Here is a 20248-nt window from a genome sequence, read left to right as displayed (position 1 = left end):
AGCTAGCATCCGCTTATGACCACAGATGCCAGTTCTTCCCCCCTCGATGTCGAGATCGGTGCCCTCACGGGCGGTTCCGCGGACCTCGCCCAGTACGCGGGCCAGGCCGTCCTCATCGTCAACGTCGCCTCCAAGTGCGGGCTGACCCCGCAGTACGCGGGCCTGGAGAAGCTCCAGGAGCGGTACGCCGAGAAGGGCTTCACCGTGCTCGGGGTGCCCTGCAACCAGTTCATGGGCCAGGAGCCCGGCAGCTCCGAGGAGATCGCCGAGTTCTGCTCGGCGACGTACGGCGTGACCTTCCCGATGACCGAGAAGATCGAGGTCAACGGGGACGCCCGACACACCCTCTACGACCGCCTGGTGGGCTTCGCCGACGGCGAGGGCCACACCGGGGACATCCGCTGGAACTTCGAGAAGTTCCTCATCGGCCGCGACGGCCAGGTCGTCGCCCGCTTCTCCCCGCAGACCGAGCCGGAGACGGCGGAGCTGGTGGGCGCCCTGGAGAAGGCCCTCGGCTGACCTCCTCCGTCCACCTGGGTTGACCTTGCCCCTGGGGCAAGGACGAGCGTCCTGTGTCACCGGGCCGACCGTGCCCGGTGACGGAGGATGTCGGAGTGGACGTGGACGGGGACGACGAGCTGCTCACCATCGGCGCGTTCGCCGCGCGGGCCCGGCTCTCGGCCAAGGCCCTGCGGCTGTACGACCGGCTGGGACTGCTCGCCCCCGCGCACGTCGACGAGGTGAGCGGGTACCGCTACTACCGCGCGGCGCAGACCGAACGCGCCCGCCTGGTGGCCCTGCTGCGGCAGCTGGACATGCCGCTCGCCCTGATCGGCGAACTGGTGGAGCTGGTCGAGCGGGACGGACCAGCCGCTTCCGGGCGGCTCGCCGCCTACTGGGCGGACGCCGAGGCGCGGCACGCGAGCCGGCGCACGCTCGCCGACTACCTCCGTGGACGACTGTCCGGGAGGAGCCACGAGATGGACGAGCTGTACGGAAAATTCGCGGTCGAGACGGTGGACGTACCCGAGCGGGTGGTGCTGACGGAGACGCGGCACACTCTCGCGGATGAGCTGCCCGCGTGGATCGGGGCGTCGCTCGGGCGGCTGGAGGCGGGCGCCCGGGAGTGCGGAGGCGTGACGGCGGCGCCGTTCGTCGTCTACCACTCCGAGGTGTCCATGGAGAGCGACGGCCCGGCCGAGGCGTGCGTCCCGGTCGCCGACGAGGCCGCCGCGCGGGCCTGGGCCGAGACGCACGGGCGGGCCCGGGGGACGGCGGTACGGGTGGAACCGGCCCGGCGGCTCGCGTACACGCGGATCAGCAAGGCGCAGGTCGCCCACCCGCAGATCATCGCCGCGTTCGAGGCGGTGGAGCGGTGGATGTCGAGGGAGGGCATCGAGGCGACGGGGCTCTGCCGCGAGGTGTACTTCGCGGACTGGGAGGCGGCGGGGCCGGACGACGCGGTGTGCGACATCGCGTTCCCCATCTGACCCTGGGGACAGTGTCGGAGATGTCCTGAAGGGCGCGGCCGGAATTATCCGGTCGCGCCCGCCCGGGAACCGTCTCAAGCTGATGGGGCTCTATTCCGTCATGCCCCGGTCACCACCTGGTCACATGGGGCCGTGTCAGCCAACTCCTGGGGGACGGTTAGCGTCTACCTCGGAGAGACCTCCACAGGACAGACACCCGCCAGTCACGTGCGCGCGCCCGAGCCGAACCGAAACGGAATTGCAGTGGCCTTTGCCGAGCTGACCCCACGCAGACCTGCCATGCGCGCCGACAAGCCCACGCAGGCACGTGGGGTGTGGCACGAGCGCCACCGGGTGGCCCTGACGGTGACCGTCTGTGCGGTGCCGCTGTACTTCGTGTGGTGGGCGGTCTTCGCGACCGGCGGCGGCGATCTGGCCGCCCAGGTGGCGTGGGCGGAGTTCGCGAAGATGTATCCGGGCTCCGCATACAACCTGTTCTGGTACGGCGGTCTGCACGCGGCCAACTACAGCCTGATGTCCCCGTACCTGATGGCCGCCATAGGGGTCGTCGCGACCACCATGCTGTCCGGGGTCACCGCCACGGTCCTCGGCGCGGAACTCGTCGCGCGCACGGGCGTGCGCAAGCCCATGTGGCCGGCGATGGCGGTCGGCTTCTCGCTGTGGTGCCAGGTGATCTCGGGGCGCTCGACCTTCGTGCTGGGCACCGCCTTCGGTATGGCGGCCGTGCTCGCGGTGGTCAGCGGGCGCGGCGTCCGGCATCTCGGCGTCGCCGCGCTGTGCGCGACGCTGGCCACGACGGGCAGCCCGGTCGCCGGTCTGTTCGTCCTCGTCGTCGGCGCCGCCTACTTCCTGTCCCGCGACTGGGGCCGGGCCGCGGCCCTGCTGGTGCCCCCGGTGGTCGTCGTGGGCGTGACGACGCTGCTCTTCCCGTTCGAGGGCGAGCAGCCGATGCCGTTCGCCCGTATATGGCCGCCGGTCGTGATGTGCGTGATCGTCGTCCTGACGGCCCCGCGCGCGTGGCGCACCCTGCGGCTCGGCGCCGCGGTGTACGCGCTCGGTGTGGTCCTCTGCTATCTGATCCCGACCCCGATCGGTACGAACGTCGAGCGGCTCTCGGAGCTGGCGGCCCCGGCGACACTGCTCGCGATCATGATGTACCGGACGGAGCAGCGGGCGGACGAGGAGGCGGACGCGGGTGCCGTCCCGGCCGTCGGCCCCCGGCTGTCGCTCCTCCCCCGGTTCACGGACCGGGTGCCGCTCCCCCTTCCCTGGTTCACTGCCCGGCGGCGCATGGTGGCGCTCGGGCTCGCCATGGCCGTCGCCGTGAGCTGGCTGTCCGGCAAGACGATCGCCGACATCGTCACCAACACCACGGTGCCCGAGTGGGCCGTGAAGACGGACGGTGTCGTGAACGAGCTGAAGCGGCTGGGCGCCGAGGAGACGCGCGTCGAGGTCGTCCCGGCCCGCGACCACCGCGAGGCCGCCATCCTCGCGCCGTACATCAACATGGCCCGTGGCTGGAACCGGCAGGCGGACGTCGAGCGGGGCCGGCTCTTCTACGAGGGCCACGGCGGCACCGAGGAGCCCGAGGGCGGCTTCTCCGCCGCCTCCTACAAGGCCTGGCTCTCCCAGTGGGCGGTGGGCTTCGTCGTCCTCGTCAACGGCGAACCGGACGGCCCGGCGAAGCTGGAGCACGCGCTGGTGTCCAGCGGGCCGAGCTATCTCCAGCCGGTCTGGGAGGACGCCAACTGGAAGATCTACCGGGTCAAGAACGCGACCCCGCTGGTCGACAAGCCCGCCTCCGTGGTCAGCGCCGACGGCGCCAACCTGGTCGTCCGGATGCCCAAGGCGGGCGAGGTGACCGTACGGATCGCGTACTCGCCCTGGCTGTGGGCGGAGAACGGCTGCCTGACGGACGAGGGCGAGTTCACCAGGCTGACCGTCGAGCGCCCCGGCGACATCCGGATCAGCTCCGCGTACGGCGGTCCTTCCCAGGACACGACGATGGAGTGCGAAGCGGTGGAGAAGGCACACGAGAAGGAGAAGGAGGAGAAGGAGAGGCAGAAGGAGGAGCTGGAGGGGGAGAACAACTGAGGGAGCGGGGCGGGAGTGAGGGAGGAGGGAGTGGGGGGAGGAGCTAGGCGGGAGTAAGAGGGCGGCGTCCTCCGCAGCCGAACAGCGGGCCCGAGGCCCGACACCGGTCCGCGCCCTACCGCCCGGTCCACGTCCCACCGCCCGGTCCACGCCCTACCGACAGGCCGCGCCCCACCGCCCGGTCCACGTCCTACCAACAGGCCGCTCCCTACCACCCGGCCCGCGTCCTTACCGCCCGTCCGCGTCCCCCAATACACGCCGAGCCGCCGCCACATACCCCTCCCTGGTCGCCCGCAGCGCCCGGAAGGCCGCCGTGTGCTCCTCGGTCAGGTTCCGCTGGATCCTCGTCTCGGCGGCCGACCAGACGGTCACCAGGCCCGTCTTCTCCTTGCAGCGCACATCGGACTCGGCGGCCCGGAGCTCCCGGGCGGACGGGGTCGTCGATCCGCCCCAGGCGGGGTCGTTCGCCGCGGTGAGTGGATCGGGGTAGCGGAAGCCGTCCTTCTTCACGCACGCGCTCCACGCCCGGAAGACCTCGCGTACCGCGCCGTCGCGCCGCCCGTCCTCGAACGCCTGCTTGGCATACCGGTTGAGGATGCCGTAGTCGGACTCGGGCACCCCGTCGAGCAGCCGCTCGTGTGCCCGCTTCCAGCAGCCTCCGGTGCCGTCCGCGCCATACGCGGCGAACTGCCCTTCCTCGTCGAGGGAGTTCGCGCGCCGGTCCCGTTCCGTGGTGAAGCGGACCTCGGCGGCGGGGTCCGGCGGTGCGTGGAAGCCGTACCGCCGGGCCACGGCCGCCTCGATGACGCCGTACCGGCGCCGGTTCGGCGGGTCCGTCCCGGCGGCCGGCACCGGCTCGCGGGGCGTCCAGCCGACGCCCGCGTCCTTCATGCAGTCCCGCATGAGCACGTCCTCGGCGGCCGCGATCAGATAGTCGTCCGCCTTGGAGATCTTGTACGTGTCGAAGGGCAGGAGCAGTTCCCTGGCCTCCGCACTCGCCGCGGGCCCGGCGGGCGCGGCCCGGACGGAGGACCCGGCCGACGGGTCCGGCCCCCCGTCGCCACCGCCGTCACCACACCCCGCCACGGCCGCGACGAGACCCAGCACGACGATGCCCTTCAGCCGCCGTCCGGACATGGGGAAACTCCTTACGGGTAGCCGGTACGCGCGAGAGGGGCGCCGCGACCGGCGCGGCGCCCCGTCGATGGCGCGGTGGATCAGTGAGTCAGTGGATCAGCCGGTCAGAACTCGACGCAGCTCACGGAGTTGTCACCGACGTCGTTGTTGCTCAGGTCCGCGTCCGCGCTGTTCGCGGCGGCCCGGTAGTGCTCGCCGGTCTTGCCCGCGCCCTGCCACAGCCACACGGACGAGTCACGGCCGTTGGACATGGAACTGGTCTCGTCGTTCATGTTGACGCTGGTGCCGGCCCAGTTGTTGTTGGCCAGGTTGCAGTCCGTGGCGCTGAACGCGGCCTTGCGGCCCCCGAAGTCGTCGTGCTCGAAGAGGGTGATGCTGCCGGCCCGGACCTGGCGGTCCGCGCTCGGGGCGGCGGTGGCCGCCGGGGAGACGGCGATCAGGCCGGCGCCGAGGCCGAGGGTCGCGACCGCGATGGCGATCTTGCGCATACTCTTCAATCCTCCGTTGCGGTGTGCCGGCCGACGGTCGTCGGCCGGTTTCCGTGCACTTCCGATGCTTCCGCGCGGCGCTCAGGAAGTCGTTGACGTTGCGTGTGCGCCTCTTGGATACGCGTGCGTCATATGGGTTCTGCGGTATTCGCTGGGCGGGATGCCGTACGTGGTGCGGAAGACGCGGCTGAAGTGCGCCGCGTCCTGGAAGCCCCAGCGGGCGGCGATGGTGTGGATGGCGGTCTCGGCCTGCCCGGGGTCGGCCAGGTCGCGGCAGCAGCGCTCCAGCCGGGACCGGCGGATCCAGGCCGCGATGGTCAGCCCCTGCTCCCGGAAGAGCTGGTGGAGATGGCGTACGGAGATCCGGTGCGCGTCGGCCACCTGTCTCGGGCCGAGCCCGGGGTCGCCCAGACGGCCCTGGACATAGGCGTGGATACGGTTCTGCAGAGCCAGCCGCCCCGGTTCCTGGACCGCGGGTTCGGCGGCGCCCGGTGCCCGGGTCAGCAGCGCGGCCATGAGGTCCACCGTGACGACGGCCAGCCGTGAGCGGTCGGCCGCGCGCCAGCGACCGGCGTGCCGTACGACGTCGTGCAGATGCCGGGTGAGCATCGACACCATCGCCTCGTCGCTCCGGAACCGGGCCAGCAGCTGGGGCTCGGGTCCCTCCGCGCGCACCGGGATCAGTTTCCGTGGCACCAGGGCGGTCAGGGCGGCGGCCCCGGCCTGCGGCGCGCGGTCCGGGCCGGTCATCCGCACGGTGAACGGCCGGGAGGCGTCGCAGAAGGTGAGTTCGCCCGGGGCGAGGTGGACGCCGCCGTGTCCGTCGTCGACCTCGATGTCCCCGGAGCGGTTGAGCACCAGCGCGTAGTGCCCGGCCGTACGGTGTGCGCCGCCGTCCTGGCGCCGGGCGCGGCGGGAGGCTTCCAGCGGGGGCGAGGTCATGGTCGCGATCCGCAGGATCCCGAGGTCCACGAGGCGCAGGGTCGCCGTGAAGTCCGTCTCGTACGGGGTGCGTACGTCGACGGGGGCCAGGGCGCGGGCGAGGTGGCGGCGCCAGGCGGCCAGCCGTTCCTCTCTGGGCAGCAGTGCGGTGTGCAACTCTGTGGCGGTCACCGTGTGTAGTCCCCCTGGTCGGGGCTACAGCCGACACATATGGCAAATATGTTCGATTTTAAGCCAAAACAGCCGTTCAGGCCCATGTTTTCAGGCATGGTCGATCCTCCCCGTAGCGGATGGTCAGTCCGGGCCGCAACCGTGAGCTACCGCGGTGCCGCCGGGGTGATCAAAGCATTCGTCGGTGAGATTCGTCCACGACGCGGAAGGTCGCAACGACGACGCCCGGTGTCTCCGTTCGCGTGGACGGGAACACCGGGCGCGTGCGTGGTGGTGCGTGCGCGGTACGGGGTCAGCCGACGCGGGTCAGCTTCTTGTCGAAGCCGGGCTCGACCAGGTCCGCCTGGAGTTGCACCGGTACCTTCACCGCGCCGCCGCTGCCGTCGCCCACGGTGAGGGTGCCCACGGTGGTGCCCGCCTTCGCGGTGTGCGGCAGGTCCTCGGCCGCGGCGAACGACAGCTCGACCTTCATCCCGGCCCAGCCGACCGCCGTGACGTCCTTCGACAGCACGACCGGGGTGTGCCCGCCGAGCCCGTCGTCGACGTACCCGACGACGTCGCCCTTCTTCAGGATCTTCGAGGAGAGCAGCGCGTCCCGGGCGGCGATCATCGCCGTCTTGCTGACCGCGTTGACGGTGTCGATGATCGGCGCGGTGTGCTGGCCGAGGATCGCGCCGACGACGATGACGGTCTCGCCGCCGACCTCCTTGGTGGCGGCGAAGAGCAGGTTGCCGCCGGCCGCGGTGGTGGTGCCGGTCTTGATGCCGATGGCGCCGTTGTAGGGGACGAGACGGTTGAAGTTGTCCCACTTCTTGCCGGTGTGGTCGTACCAGACCGGCAGCTTGGTGATGTCCGTGAAGGCCGGGATCTTCACCAGCTCGTTGCCCAGCTTCACCTGGTCCTCGGCGGTGGAGACGGTGGTCTCCTTGAGGCCGGAGGCGTCGGTGTACTTGGTGTTCTTCATCCCGAGTTCCTTGGCGGTGTCGTTCATCTTCTTGATGAACGCCGTCTCGGTGCCCGCGTCCCAACGCGCCAGCAGGCGGGCGATGTTGTTCGCCGACGGGATCATGATGGCCGAGATCGCCTGCTTCAGGGTGAGGGTGTCACCCGCCTTGGCGGTGGTGAGGGTGGACTCGCCGTCCTTCCAGTAGCCGGCCTCCTTCTCCGCGAGCGCGTCCACGGTGATCTTCGGGCCGTCCTCGCCGGACTTCAGCGGGTGGTCCTTGAGGACGATGTAGGCGGTCATGGCCTTGGCGACGGACCCGATGCCGACGGGCTTCTGCTCGCCGAACTTCCCCATGGTCCCGATGCCGTTGACGTCCATCCAGCCCTGACCCTCTGACGGCCACGGCAGTGCGGCGGCCGCCCCTTCGAAGGTGTAGGAGTCCTCGGCGGTCAGCGTCAGCTCGGGGGTCGGCAACGGACGCACAGCCTGTACGACTGCAAAGACGATCGCCAACAGAATGACCAGTGGCGTCCAGATCTTGATCCGGCGCGCGATCGTCCGCACCGCGGTGTTCGGCGGCGGCGGAGTGTTCGTCAGCTCCGCGAGCAGATCCAGCGGCGGCAACGGAGGCAACGGCTGCTGCGTCGTACGCTCCGGCCCGACCTGCGGGATCGCGGCGGTGGCGTCGGCGACGGGTGCCTTCGGCGACTGGGCGGCGGGCGGGTTGGCCGTCTCGGCGGCGGGCGGCGCGGCGCTCGGCGGCTTCCGGGTGGCCGGGTCGTCCAGCTGCCTGAGGGCTACGAATTTGCTGGTGCGCTCAGCAACGGACTCACCGTTGGCGTCCTTGCCGTCCTTGCCGTCCGCCTCGGCCGCCTTGGCCTTTGCGGCCGCGACATCGCCCAGCTTGAGCATCGTCGTCGGCTGGTCGACCGGGGGTGCGGCGGGCGGGCGCACGGCCTTGAAGATGGCGGTGGGCTGGTCGACGGGGGGCTGCTTGGGAGCCGGGGCATCGACGCCAGCGGCAGGAGCAGCGCCGCCATCGGCGTCACTGTCGGCTTCGGTGTCGGCTTCGGTGTCGGCTTCGGTGTCGGTGTCGGTGTCGGCGGCTGCGTCCGGCTTCGACTCCGAGTCGGCCGGACCCTCGGGCTCCGCTCCCGGCTTCGACTTCGGCTCGGACGCGTCCGGCTCGGCCTTCGAGTCGGCCGCACCGTCAGTGTCCGACTTCGGCTCGGCCGCCGCGTCGGCGTCCGACTGCGACTCGGCCGCACCCTTGGACTCCGCGTCCGGCTTCGACTTCGAGTCGACCAGGCCATCCGCGTCGGACGTCGACTCGGCCGACAAGTCTGCGGCCGGCTTCGGCTCGGCCACCACGCGCGGGTCCGGCTTCGACTCCGAGTCGGCCACGCCCGCCACCTCGGACTTCGACCCGGCCAGCACGTCCGCGTCCGAGCCGGCCGCGCCCTCGGGCTCAGCGGCCGGCTTCGGGTCCGCCGTGCTCTCGGGCTCCGCATCGGTTTCGGGCCGGGGCTCCGGTTCGGTCCCGGGCGCCGGTTCGCTCGCTTGTGCGCTCTTCGGCTCAGAGGAGTCCTCGTCGGAGTCGCCGGAGGCCCCCTCTGCGCCCACAGGAGCCTCGTCGGCGGCCTCGGAGGGCTCTGCGGGTCCGGCGTCGGCGGCGGTGTCCCCCACGGGCTCCTCGTCGCCCTCAGGGGCTTCGGCCGCCGCGTCCGTATCCGGGTCCGGGTCGGCGTCCGCATCGGGGCCGGCCTTCTCGGCGGCACCCTCGGCGCCTTCGGACCCGCCTTCGGACCCGTCCTCGCCCTCGTCCGCGCTGGCGACCCACGCGGCCACCGCCGCACGCAGCCGGGTGCTGCCCGTCCCGTCGGTGCCGTCGGCGCCACCGCCGGCCGGGGCGGCGTCCTCAGGCTCGCCCTCTGCTTCCGGGGCCGTGTCCGCCGTACTCGCGTCGGCGTCGTCCGCCGGGAGCGGCGGGCGGGAGAACACCCGGGTCGCCGTGTCCACGCCACCTCGCGCCGCGGGTTCCCGGTCCCGGGCCACCGCGAGCCGTGGGTCACGTGCCCCGGCGCCCGATTCACCCCTGGCCCCGGGAACCGGACCCGCGCTCCCCGACGTCGGTTCTTCCGACGACTCGCGCTGCTTCGACCTGTCGGGGAACTCGCCCGCCACCGATGCCTCCTCCATGCGTCGCACGCTCACCGTGCGTGTGTACCGAACCGTGAACCGTCAAAACGCCGCCCGAACGACACTGTCCGAACCGCCTACCAGTGTCCTGTGCGCAGCCTTGACTCCTGCGGTAGACGAGAACGACATACCTACTGGTTCCACTACGAACCGGTCACGCCCTCTCGACAGATGAATGTGAGAGGGGTCACCCTGTCATTCATCCACGCGGGGAGGCATGGATGGGCAGGAGCCGCAGATCAATTCCGGAAGAGCTTCTTCTGCTGGCGTTGGACCCGGCCACGGGCACCACCGCACAGCCGCAGTCGCTCGACCTCGGTCTGGCCGGAGCACAGCTAGTGGAGCTGGCGCTGGCCGGACGGATAGCCCCGGACGGGGATCGTATCGCCGTGGTCGTACCACGGCCGACTGGAGATCCAACACTGGACTGTGCGTTGGAACTGCTTCGCCGACGCGGAGCACCCGTACGCGCAGTGAACTGGATTGGCGGGCCCCGCCTGGGGCTGCGTCAGACCTACCTCTCGCATCTCGAGCGGTGCGGCATGGTGCATGCCGTGGCGGGACAGATGTGCGGGGTGCTTCCGACGACTCGCTATCAGGCGACGGACACGGAGATCAGCCGGGAGATCAGAGCCCGACTGGACACGGCCATCCGCACCGGCGTCCCGCCGGACCCGCGGACGGCCGCGCTCGCCGCGCTGGCCCATGCGGTCGGTCTCGGCAAGCACCTGTATCCGGGTAATGAGGGACGCTCGTCCCGCTCCCGGCTGCGGGACCTGATCCGGCACGACCCCATGGGCGGACTGGTGGCCCACGCTGTCATGGACGTGCAGAACGGCGTCGCGGCCCAGCCGCGCCGCAGCCCGGCACCGGCCGGCCGTCAGGCCGCCCCCGGAGCCAGGTCCGCACCGGAACCCGCTCGCGGCGTTCCGATGCAGCCGCACCAGCACCGCGGATCCATGGCGCGCGCCGTGGCTCACTGAGCCGCAGTCCCACGGCGAACACCCGATCCGCGAGGCACCCGCACCACCCCGCACGACGCAGGACCTCAACAGCGCCGCACCGCAGTCCCCAAGACCGGTTCGGGAGCCGCTGGCCCGCGCGGGGCGGTGAGGACCACAAGGCTGTCCGAGAGGACAACCGAAACGGCCCTCACCGCCCCGCGCGGCCGCATGTCCGGCACCTGACGGTCGACGGCCGGCGCTCGGGGTACGCCCGGTACGCCCCCTCGGCACATGGCGTCGGGCATATCCGGGACGCCGCCGGAGCCGGGCAGCGGCCGGGGGACAAGCGGAATCCGCCGAACTGGCCTGTACCGGACGCATATCCACCGACTGACCACCGGATATCCGCAGTTTTCCAGCGGTACGACACACCTTGGTGGCAGTCTGCTCAACAGCAGATACGGAAAGTGGCAAGCCACGAACAGGCCCGCAGCCGGAGGTGCACGTCCCATGGCGTCCAACGTCAATCCCACCGTCAGGCGACGCCGGCTGGGCCAGGAGTTGCGCAGGCTCCGCGAGGAGAAGAACATGACGGCCGAGCAGGTCGCCGAGCGGCTGCTGGTCTCCCAGTCGAAGATCAGCAGGCTGGAGAACGGCCGGCGCAGCATCAGCCAGCGTGACGTCCGCGACCTGTGCGGGGTGTACGAGGTCGAGGACAAGCGGATGGTCGACTCCCTGATGGAGATGGCCAAGGACTCGCGCCAGCAGGGCTGGTGGCACGCGTTCGGGGATGTCCCGTACAGCGTGTACATCGGGCTGGAGACGGACGCGGAGTCGCTGCGCGTCTACGAACCCCAGATCATCACGGGCCTGTTGCAGACCCGGCCGTACGCCGAGGCCATCATCCGGGGCGGGTCACCGGAGAGTTCGACGGAGGAGACCGAGAAACGCGTCCAGGTCCGCCTGCGGCGGCAGGACCGCATCACCGCCGAGACGGACCCGCTCCGGCTGTGGGTGGTCCTGGACGAGGCCTCCCTGCGCCGGGTCGTCGGGGACAAGCGGGTGATGTGCGAGCAGCTGGAGCACGTCGCGGAGATGTCCCAACTCCCCCACGTCACCGTGCAGGTACTGCCTTTCGGGGTCGGCGCGCACCCCGGCATCAACGGCCAGTACGCCATCCTGGAGTTCGCCGACGCCGCGGATTCGAGCGTGGTGTACATCGAGGGCGTGACCAGCGACCTGTACCTGGAGAAGCCCCATGAGGTACAGAAATACACGGTGATGTACGAGCATCTGCGGGCCCAGGCGCTGAACGTGGACGACTCCCTCCACCTCATCCAGGATGTGGCGAAGGAGTACGCGCGCTGAGCCGACCCGACACAAACGGCCGAATTTTACACTCCGATAAGGCCAGTCGGAAGGTTCTCCGGAATATGCCATCCGGTCGAGTGAACGACTGCTCCGAACGAGAGCGTCGACGAGTAGCGTCGATCACGCCAACGATCAGCAAAGGTTGGCGCAAACCGCACCGCGTGCCCGTGGGGCAGCCGTGGTGCGGCGACAGCAACTCGGCATCTGAACTACCGGAGCAGAAATGGCAATTCCTCAGGGCGCCACGGAAATGTGGACGAAGTCCTCGTACTCCAACAACAACGGCGCGTGCGTCGAGGTCAAGTCGCCCACCGTCTCGGCGCTCGCCGTCCGCGACTCGAAGGTCACCGAGGGTCCGACCCTCTCGTTCCCCGCAGCCGCGTGGAACTCGTTCGTGACGTCGGTGAAGTAACACCACTCACCACGATCGCCACGCAGTAGAACAACTTCACAAGCTCCACCGAAGAGCCCTCTCGACTGGCCCGCCGTCCTAGCCGAGGGGGCTCGGCCTTTGCCTCAGGAGCGCAACTTGTCGACGTACCGGTCCGTCCCCGGCACGGTGGGAACGAACGGCGCCACCAACTCCACCCGCCCCAGCCCCGATTCGCGGACCGCCTCCCCCAGCCCCGCGAAATGCGCCTCCCAGCAGTCCCGTGGATCCACCTCCAGGAACCACAGCAGTGTCAGCCGTACGTCCACGCCCTCGACCTGCTTCACGTACGTCATACGGTCACCGGGCAGCGGTGTAGGCCGGAAGACGGTGACCATCGCGGCGGGCGAGCCGGCGAGCCGCTTGGGCAGATGGCGAGCACGCAGCCACTCCAGCAACTCCGCCCGCCCTTCCGCACTTTCGGCGTCGATCACCTGCAACACCAGCCCCGCGTACGGGTGGTCCAGCGCGTGGAAGTCACGGGGGCCGGCGGCACCGTCCCGGTAGACCGTCGCCCGGTGGTCCTGGAACGCGGTGAAGACGTGCGTACGGTCGTGATAGACGCGGGCGTCGCGGTTGAGGCGCTTGTTGATGCCCACGGTCCAGCGCATGTGGTCGGCGTAGCGGCCGTCCGTGATCCAGTAGGTCGAGAGATAGCACCCTGCCGTGACCGGCTGCGCGATCGCCGACTTCTCGGGGTAGCGCAGGAGTTGGAGGTCCCGGGTCGCGACCCAGCGGCGGCCGGAGAACATCCAGGGCATGGCCATCGCGCCAGAGATGAAATGATCGTCTTCGTACCAGCGGTTGTACGCGTACTCGTGGCCCGGGTGCGGTTCGACCATGGTGATGAGCGCATGGCCGGGGCGGACTCCGTACGGTCCTACGGCCGCGAGTTGGGCGTACACCTCGCTACGGGTGTCCTCACTGCGGGTCTCTTCGCTGCGGGTCTCTTCGCTGCGGGTCTCTTCGCTCATTGCCTTCCCCTCTCGCTCTCTTCTTTCTCTTCCTTCCTCCTTCGGACGCCCATACTCTGACGCTCCGTCAGATAATCCGCCAGTGTCGGGGAGGGCTTCGATGTCGCTGCTCACAGGGAAGACCGTGGTGGTCTCGGGGGTCGGTGCCGGGCTGGGGCTTCAGGTCGCGGCGGCCGTCGTGCGGGACGGGGGGAACGCCGTGCTGGGGGCGCGTACCGAGGCGCACCTCGTGAAGACCGCCGCCGAGCTGGATCCGGACGGGGCGCGTACGGCGTACCGGGCGACCGACATCACCGACGAGGCGCAGTGCCGGGCGCTGGCCGAGCTGGCGTGCGAGCGGTTCGGGCGGATCGACGGGGTCGTCCATGTCGCCGCCTGGGACAGCTACTTCGGGGGGATCGAGGACGCGGACTTCGAGAGCTGGGCGGGGGTCGTGGACGTGAATCTGCTGGGCACCCTGCGGATGACGCGGGCCTGCCTGCCGGCCCTCAAGGAGCGGGGCGGGAGTGTGGTGTTCATCGGCACGCAGTCCGCCGTGGCCGCCCCCTCGCAGGTGCGGCAGGCCGCGTACGCCGCCTCGAAGGGGGCGCTGACGAGCGCGATGTACTCGCTGGCGCGGGAGCTCGGGCCGCATCGGATACGGGTCAACACCGTGCTGCCGGGGTGGATGTGGGGGCCGCCGGTGGAGGCGTACGTGCGGTTCACGGCGCAGGGGGAAGGGGTGCCGGAGGACGAGGTGCGGCGGCGGCTCGCGGAGCGGATGGCACTGCCCGAGCTGGCCACGGACGGGGATGTCGCGGACGCGGTGGTGTTTCTGGCGTCGGAGCGGGCGCGGGCCATCACCGGACAGTCGTTGCTGGTGAACGCGGGTGAGCTGATGCGGTAGCCGTAATTCCGCCATTCTTCGACGTTCGCGGTTTATTCATGGACATGAACGGAGGTCAGTTCCGCGAACTTTTTTACTCCCTCTTGACTCACCGGGCTGTTGTCGCTGCCATGTCAGCGAATCGACGATGAGCGGGCGCTCGACACCCCCGCTCGACTTGCTCGACGCCCCTGGGAGGGAGCACATGAACGGTCTCGACTGGGCCGTGCTCATCGCTTACTTCGGTGTGATGGTCGCGATCGGTGTCTGGTCCCACAAACGGGTGGACAACGTCAGTGACTTCTTCACCGCGGGCGGAAAGATGCCCTGGTGGCTGTCCGGCATCTCCCACCACATGTCCGGCTACAGCGCGGTGATGTTCACCGGCTACGCGGGCATCGCCTACACGTACGGCGTCACGTCCTTCGTCACCTGGTCCTTTCCCATCGCACTCGGCATCGCGATCGGCTCCAAGCTGTTCGCGCCGCGCATCAACCGGTTGCGCTCGCGGCTCCATGTGTCGTCCCCGCTGGAGTACCTGAAGAACCGGTACGACCTGAAGACGCAACAGGCGCTGGCCTGGTCCGGGATGCTGCTGAAGATCGTGGACGTCGGTGCCAAGTGGGCCGCGATCGCGACCCTGTTGTCCGTCTTCACCGGCCTCTCCCTCAACCAGGGCATCCTCATCACCGGTGCGATCACCGCCGTGTACTGCACGATCGGCGGGCTGTGGGCGGACGCGCTAACGGAGTTGGGGCAGTTCGTCATCCAACTCCTCGCCGGTATCGCGATGTTCATCGCCGTGGTGGCCAAACTCGACGACCACGGAGGGTTCTTCGGGGTCTGGGACGAGCCCGCGCTGCAAGGGCACGGCAAGCCGCTGGTGGGCCCCTACGGCACGGTGTTCCTGCTCGCGTTCCTCTTCATCAAGCTGTTCGAGTACAACGGCGGCATGCTCAACCAGGCCCAGCGGTACATGGCGACGGCCAGTCCGAGGGAAGCCGAGCGGTCGGCTCGTCTGTCGGCGATCCTGTGGCTGGTCTGGCCGTTGGTGCTGTTCTTCCCCATGTGGATGTCTCCGCTGCTGGTGGAGTCGCAGAAGCCGGACGGTTCCGACTCCTACGCCCTGATGACCGAACAGCTGCTTCCGCACGGTCTGTTGGGGCTCGTCATCGTCGGGTTCTTCTCCCACACGATGGCCATGTGCTCGTCCGACGCGAACGCCATCGCCGCCGTCTTCACCCGGGACTGTGCGCCGGTGATCTGGAAGCGGGCGCGGGCGTGGACGGACTCGTCCGGGCTGGTGGCCGCGCGCGTGACGACGGTGGTCTTCCTCGGGCTGTCGATGGCGGCGGCGACGCAGGTCAATTCGCCCGCGTTCAAGGACATCATCACCGTCGTCATCAAGTGGGTGGCCGGGTTGATGGGGCCGATGGCGATTCCGATGATGCTGGGGCTGTTGCGGCCGTTCCGGCGGTCGGGGCCGACGGCGGCGCTGGGGAGCTGGTCGATGGGGCTGCTGGCCTTCTGGCTGGTGAACTACCCGATCAACTGGAACGTGGAGGGCGGGGTGCCGCTCCAGTACCAGGTGTCGATCCCGCTGGCCGTGTCGCTGGTGCTGTACATCCTGATCGGGTTCCTGCGTCCGGAGGACACGCCTGAGCGGCTGGCGATCATCGAGACCGTGAACACGGACGGGGACGACAGCACGGCTGTGCGGGTGCCTGTGCCGGAGCCGGCGGATGTGGTGCCGGCGAAGGGCTGGGTGAAGGACTAGCTGTTCTCGCCCCCGCCGCCCCTACCCGTTCCCATCCTTCTGGGGGCTGCGCCCCCAGACCCCCTTTGTCCTCAAACGCCGGACGGGCTGGTATGTCAGCCCGTCCGGCGTTTGAGGACAAGGCCCCTTCAGGGCCGTAGCGGGGGTCTGGGGGCGCAGCCCCCAGGGGACGGGAATGGGTAGGGGCGGCGGGGGCGAGGAAAGTCCCCTCACACCCCGGACGGCTGGGCCGCCCGTAACCGTTCGCGGACGCGTTCCGCGTCTCTGTGGCCCAGTTGCTCCAGGAGTTCCACGGCCTCCCGCCAGCAGGCCGCCGCCGCCTCGCGGGTGCCGAGGGACAGGTGGGACTCCGCCAGGTGGTCCAGGGTCTCCGCGATCTCGGCCAGGTCGCCCCGCTCCCGGCGCAGCCGCAGGGAGTGCGTGTAGCAGGTGATCGCCTCCTGGTGGGCGCCCAGGTGGTGGTGGGCGCGGGCCAACGTGTCCCAGGTGGCGCCCTCGCCGTCGCGGTCGCCCAGTTCCTGGAGGATGCGCAGGGACTGGACGCTGTGGTCTACGGCCCGCCGGTGCTCGCCCAGGAAGGACAGGTGCCAGCCGATCTGGTTCAGGACCCGGCCCTCGCCGATACGGTGTCCGGCGGCCCGGAACAGGCCCAGCGCCTGCCGGGCGAGGTCCAGCGCCTCCGCGTGCCGGTCACGGCCCCCCGGCACCGCCGTCATACGGCCGAGCACCGTACTCATGTTGCGCAGCGCCTGCGCCTGCGCGACCGGATCGCCGAGTTCACGCCCGAGCCCCAGCGAGCGGCGCAGATGGACGAGGGCGTCCTGGTGGCGGCCCTGCCGGGAGCGGACCCGGGCGAGGTTGCGCCGGGTGCGGGCCTCGCCGACGGTGTCGCCGGAGCGTCTGGTCGCGTCCAGCGCCTGCTGGTGCGTGGCGACCCACTCCGGCCAGTGGCCGGCGAGGTCGAAGAAGGCGACCATCGTCCAGGCCAGTTGCCAGGCGTGGGTCTCGAAGCCGGCCCTGGCCGCCCTGCGTACCGCCGCCGTCAGATTGGGGAGTTCGGCGGTGAACCAGGCCAACGCGTGTGCGGGGCCGGTCAGTTGTTCCGGTGTCGAGTTCGGCAGAGGGTCCATGGGCTGGATCGGGTCTCGGTACCAGCTGAGGTTCTCGGACGCCGTGGTCGCCGTATGGAGGTAGTGGTCGAGGAGGCGGTGGAGTGCCGCGTGCCTGCCGGGTTCCGGGTCGTGCTCGTGGGTCAGTTCGGTGGCGTAGGCGCGGAGCAGGTCGTGGAGGGTGTAGCGGCCGGGCGTGTGCTGGTCGATCAGGTGCGCCCGGGTGAGTTCGGCCAGGTGCGGGCGTACCCGCTCGGGTCTCAGGCCGGTCAGGGCGGCCGCGGCCGGGGCGGTGATGTCGGGGCCGGGGTGCAGGCCGAGGAGGCGGAAGAGACGGGCGGCCGCGGGGCTCAGCCGGTGGTACGACCAGGAGAAGACGGCCCGTACATCCGTCGCGGGGTCGTCGTCGGTGAAGGCGTCGAGGCCGGCGCCGGCGCCCGTGGCGCGCAGTTCGCCGGCGAACCGCGTCAGCCGGAAGTGCGGGTCGGTGGCCGCGCGGGCGGCCACGATCGACAGGGCGAGGGGAAGTCGGGCGCAGCGGTCGATGATCTCCGTGACCGCCTGGGGGTCCTCGGCAAGGCGGGCGGGGCCGAGCCGGTGGGCGAGCAGTTCCCTGGCCTCGGCCATGGTCAGCAGGTCGACGCGGAGCGGGTGGGCGCCGTCGGAGGCGACGAGGCCGGTGAGCTGGTTGCGGCTGGTGACCAGGGCGAGACAGCCGGAGGCGCCGGGCAGCAGCGGTCTGACCTGCTCGGCGTCGCGGGCGTTGTCCAGCAGGACGAGTACGCGTTTGCCCGCGCACAGGCTCCGGTACAGGCCGACCTGTGCCTCGGCGCCCGCCGGGACACGCTCGGCGGGTACCTCGAAGGCGTCCAGGAAAACCCGTACCGCCTCCGCCGAGGTCATCACCGCGCCGCTCGGATGGAACCCGCGCAAGTTCACGTACAGCTGCCCGTCGGGGAAGCGGGCGGCCACCCGTGACGCCCAGTGCAACGCGAGGGCCGTCTTGCCGACGCCCGCGGTGCCCGCGATGGCGGAGATGACGACGGCGCCGGTCGTGGGCAGTTGATCCTTTCCGCCGTCCAGCAGGGCGTCCAGCGCGCCGAGTTGCTCGGTGCGTCCGCTGAAACCCGGGTGGGCGGGCGGCAGTTGGGCCGGGGCGGACTTCGTCGCCGGGTACGGCGGCCGCGGCGGGCGGGGCGCGTCCGGGAGGCCGGTCGCCGCCTGCCGGAACTCGTCGAGGTCCGTTCCCGTCAGGGCCAGCGCGTCGGCCAGCCGGCGTACGGTGGCCGGCCTCGGGCGTTCGATACGGCCCGTCTCGACATGGCAGATCGTGCGCACGCTGACACCCGACCGCTCCGCCAACTCCTCCTGCGTGAGCCCCAGTCGGCGCCGGTGGTCACGCAGCACCTCGCCCAGCATCGGCAACCCCCCTGGCCCCCGCTGCACGGTCACCCCACCTTCCCACTCCTCCGCACCCATCGGGTGAGACCGCATTCGGCCACTTGCCTGGCCGAATTGCCGGTGAGTTGCGGGTCAGCTGCGTGCGGCATTCCTGGTTGCACCCGGGGTCCCGCTGCGACTGTTCGCATACGCCATCACACATTCCCCACACCCAGGAGGAAACGTGTTCACGAACTTCAGGTCCAGGTCCGCGAGATACGGGCTCGCGTCCGTGGCAGCGGTGGCACTCGCCGTGCCGGCGGCCCTGGTCGGAACGGCGGGTCCCGCGTCCGCGGCGGCGGCCTGCGGCGCGGTCGGGCCCTACAAGGACGGCACCATCGTGGATCAGACCGCGGGTGTCGCCGCGAACATACGCACCGGCTCGAGCACGAGCTGCGGGGTCAGGGGCTACGCCGACAACCAGGACACCCTGCTCTACTACTGCTACACCCGTAACTCCAGCGGGTCGACCTGGACGTACCTCTGGGACGCCAACGACAACAAGTACGGATGGGTGAGCGACTCCCTGCTCCCTGGCAACGGCTCCAACTACTCCTGCGGCTTCTGATCCGCGGCCTCAGGCCCGTGGATACCGCGTGAGCCACCCCGGGGAGGACCCCGCCGGACCGTGCAGGGCCGGCCCCTGGGTCATCTCCATCGCGAAGTCGTCCGCGAGGACCAGCATCGTCGGGCGGCCCTCCAGCTCCGCCAGCCAGGCGGGCGGCAGGGCCGTCTCGCCGTGCAGGGCGCCCAGCAGGCCGCCGGTCAGGGCGCCCGTCACGGCCGACTGGCCGCTGTGGTTGACGGAGAGGGCGAGGCCGTGGCGGACGTCCTCGCCGACCAGCGCGCAGTACACCGCCACTGACAGGAGGCCCTCCGCCGTGCCGGCGCCGGCCAGGTCGTCAACCCGCGCGGGGGTCGGGATGCCCTGGCGTACGGCGCCCAGGGCACGCTGGAGGGCCTCCGCCACCGGTTGGTGGCCCGGTCTGGCCGACAGCAGGGCGAGGGACCGCTGCACGGCCGCGTCCATGCCCTCGCCGCGTGCCAGCCCGTGCACGATCACGGCGTACGCGCCCGCCGCGAGGTAGCCGATCGGGTGGCCGTGGGTCTGCGCGGCGCACTCCACCGCCAGCTGCATCACCAGCTGCGGCTCCCAGCCCACCAGGAGCCCGAACGGGCCCGACCTGGCCGCCGCCTCCGCGCCCGCCTCGCCGGGGTTCTTGGGCGCGTCCAGGGTGCCCATCGTCTCGTCGCCGAGGCCGAGCAGGCAGGCCAGCGACGGGTCGCGGCGGGCGTAGAGCCACTCCTCGTGGGCCAACCAGCCGTCCTCCTTGCGGCGCTCGTCGGGGCCCCAGTCGCTCTGGGTGGCCGCCCAGCGGCGGTAGGCGCGGTGCAGGTCGGTCGGCGGGTGCCAGGCGCCGGTGTCGCGGCGCACCTGGGCGCGGATCAGGCCGTCCAGGGTGAAGAGGGTGAGCTGGGTGAGGTCGGTGATGGCGCCGCGTCTGCCGTACGTGAAGGCCAGATCGGCGAGGCCCTCCGCGCCGTACGCCTCGTGGATGGAGTCGAGGGTGAGTCCGTCGAGCGGGCTGCCAAGGGCGTCGCCGAGGGCCGCGCCGAGCAGGGTGCCGCGCACCCGGCTGCGGAAGTCCTGCTGTTCCGAGCGGCCCCAGATGGCGCCGGACGCGGCACCGGTCATACCCCCGGATGTCATCACGCCCACCTCGGGCCTCCCTCACAGCACGTTCGTACGATCGACAGCTCAGCACTGTAATCGACCGGGAACGGTCTGTTCAGGGGCCTGATTGGTATGCGGAATGTGACATGAGTGGGCATGAGAGCGCACTAGTGATCCCGACTGATCACCAATTCGA

At 70.5% G+C, this 20248-nt stretch carries 16 protein-coding genes; 9 read left to right on the top strand and 7 right to left on the bottom strand.

Features of this window, described 5'->3' with window-relative positions; genetic code table 11:
• Nucleotides 1–15 precede the first annotated feature (15 nt).
• From ACFYXF_RS48960 to ACFYXF_RS48950, 3 genes are all read left to right on the top strand, one after another.
• Nucleotides 16–519 carry a glutathione peroxidase gene (locus ACFYXF_RS48960; protein ID WP_389360343.1) on the top strand — a complete coding sequence of 168 codons (504 nt, stop codon included), beginning with the start codon at nt 16–18 and terminating at the stop codon, nt 517–519.
• Between the two features lie 77 nt (nt 520–596).
• Complete coding sequence (locus ACFYXF_RS48955; protein ID WP_389360341.1) at nt 597–1490, top strand: MerR family transcriptional regulator; 894 nt, start codon at nt 597–599, stop codon at nt 1488–1490.
• A gap of 279 nt (nt 1491–1769) precedes the next feature.
• Entirely contained in the window at nt 1770–3584 is a 1815-nt protein-coding gene (locus ACFYXF_RS48950; protein WP_389360339.1) for a hypothetical protein, read from the top strand.
• A 228-nt stretch (nt 3585–3812) separates the two neighbouring features.
• Here the strand turns inward: ACFYXF_RS48950 and ACFYXF_RS48945 are convergent, their stop codons facing one another.
• The 4 genes from ACFYXF_RS48945 to ACFYXF_RS48930 all read right to left on the bottom strand — a co-directional run bounded on the left by ACFYXF_RS48945 (nt 3813) and on the right by ACFYXF_RS48930 (nt 9467).
• On the bottom strand, nt 3813–4721 hold the full coding sequence (locus ACFYXF_RS48945) for a hypothetical protein (protein ID WP_389360337.1): 909 nt from the start codon (nt 4719–4721) through the stop codon (nt 3813–3815).
• 104 nt (nt 4722–4825) lie between these two features.
• A complete protein-coding gene (locus tag ACFYXF_RS48940) occupies nt 4826–5209 on the bottom strand; it encodes a peptidase inhibitor family I36 protein (RefSeq protein WP_389360335.1) in 384 nt (127 codons plus the stop codon).
• Between the two features lie 81 nt (nt 5210–5290).
• Nucleotides 5291–6322: a helix-turn-helix domain-containing protein gene (locus tag ACFYXF_RS48935; protein WP_389360333.1), complete on the bottom strand. Its 1032-nt coding sequence runs from the start codon at nt 6320–6322 to the stop codon at nt 5291–5293.
• A 292-nt stretch (nt 6323–6614) separates the two neighbouring features.
• Nucleotides 6615–9467 carry a D-alanyl-D-alanine carboxypeptidase gene (locus ACFYXF_RS48930; RefSeq protein ID WP_389360383.1) on the bottom strand — a complete coding sequence of 951 codons (2853 nt, stop codon included), beginning with the start codon at nt 9465–9467 and terminating at the stop codon, nt 6615–6617.
• Between the two features lie 221 nt (nt 9468–9688).
• Here ACFYXF_RS48930 and ACFYXF_RS48925 point away from each other — a divergent pair, with 221 nt between their 5' ends.
• From ACFYXF_RS48925 to ACFYXF_RS48915, 3 genes are all read left to right on the top strand, one after another.
• Nucleotides 9689–10450, top strand: a complete 762-nt coding sequence (locus ACFYXF_RS48925; RefSeq protein WP_235477808.1) for a GPP34 family phosphoprotein — start codon at nt 9689–9691, stop codon at nt 10448–10450.
• A gap of 471 nt (nt 10451–10921) precedes the next feature.
• Nucleotides 10922–11779, top strand: a complete 858-nt coding sequence (locus ACFYXF_RS48920) for a helix-turn-helix domain-containing protein (protein WP_389360331.1) — start codon at nt 10922–10924, stop codon at nt 11777–11779.
• Between the two features lie 226 nt (nt 11780–12005).
• Nucleotides 12006–12194 (top strand): DUF397 domain-containing protein, encoded by a 189-nt coding sequence (locus ACFYXF_RS48915; protein ID WP_389360329.1) that lies wholly within the window; start codon nt 12006–12008, stop codon nt 12192–12194.
• Between the two features lie 104 nt (nt 12195–12298).
• On the opposite strand, the gene ACFYXF_RS48910 is transcribed toward ACFYXF_RS48915, so the two are convergent.
• The gene (locus ACFYXF_RS48910; protein ID WP_389360327.1) at nt 12299–13186 is read right to left on the bottom strand and encodes a hypothetical protein; all 888 of its coding nucleotides are present in this window, start codon (nt 13184–13186) and stop codon (nt 12299–12301) included.
• A 100-nt stretch (nt 13187–13286) separates the two neighbouring features.
• Here ACFYXF_RS48910 and ACFYXF_RS48905 point away from each other — a divergent pair, with 100 nt between their 5' ends.
• Both ACFYXF_RS48905 and ACFYXF_RS48900 read left to right on the top strand, forming a co-directional pair.
• Complete coding sequence (locus tag ACFYXF_RS48905; protein WP_389360325.1) at nt 13287–14072, top strand: SDR family oxidoreductase; 786 nt, start codon at nt 13287–13289, stop codon at nt 14070–14072.
• A 184-nt stretch (nt 14073–14256) separates the two neighbouring features.
• Nucleotides 14257–15828 carry a sodium:solute symporter family protein gene (locus ACFYXF_RS48900; protein WP_389360323.1) on the top strand — a complete coding sequence of 524 codons (1572 nt, stop codon included), beginning with the start codon at nt 14257–14259 and terminating at the stop codon, nt 15826–15828.
• A gap of 209 nt (nt 15829–16037) precedes the next feature.
• Here the strand turns inward: ACFYXF_RS48900 and ACFYXF_RS48895 are convergent, their stop codons facing one another.
• Nucleotides 16038–18389: an ATP-binding protein gene (locus ACFYXF_RS48895; RefSeq protein ID WP_389360321.1), complete on the bottom strand. Its 2352-nt coding sequence runs from the start codon at nt 18387–18389 to the stop codon at nt 16038–16040.
• Between the two features lie 172 nt (nt 18390–18561).
• Between ACFYXF_RS48895 and ACFYXF_RS48890 the strand changes: the two genes are divergently transcribed.
• Nucleotides 18562–18945: an SH3 domain-containing protein gene (locus tag ACFYXF_RS48890; RefSeq protein WP_389360319.1), complete on the top strand. Its 384-nt coding sequence runs from the start codon at nt 18562–18564 to the stop codon at nt 18943–18945.
• A gap of 9 nt (nt 18946–18954) precedes the next feature.
• Here ACFYXF_RS48890 and ACFYXF_RS48885 read toward each other — a convergent pair whose 3' ends face one another.
• Complete coding sequence (locus tag ACFYXF_RS48885) at nt 18955–20088, bottom strand: ADP-ribosylglycohydrolase family protein (RefSeq protein ID WP_389360317.1); 1134 nt, start codon at nt 20086–20088, stop codon at nt 18955–18957.
• Nucleotides 20089–20248 lie beyond the last annotated feature (160 nt).

This window comes from Streptomyces sp. NPDC002680 (genome assembly GCF_042889145.1).
Classification (GTDB): Bacteria; Actinomycetota; Actinomycetes; order Streptomycetales; family Streptomycetaceae; genus Streptomyces; species Streptomyces adonidis.
This window is presented reverse-complemented; position numbering and strand designations above follow the sequence as displayed.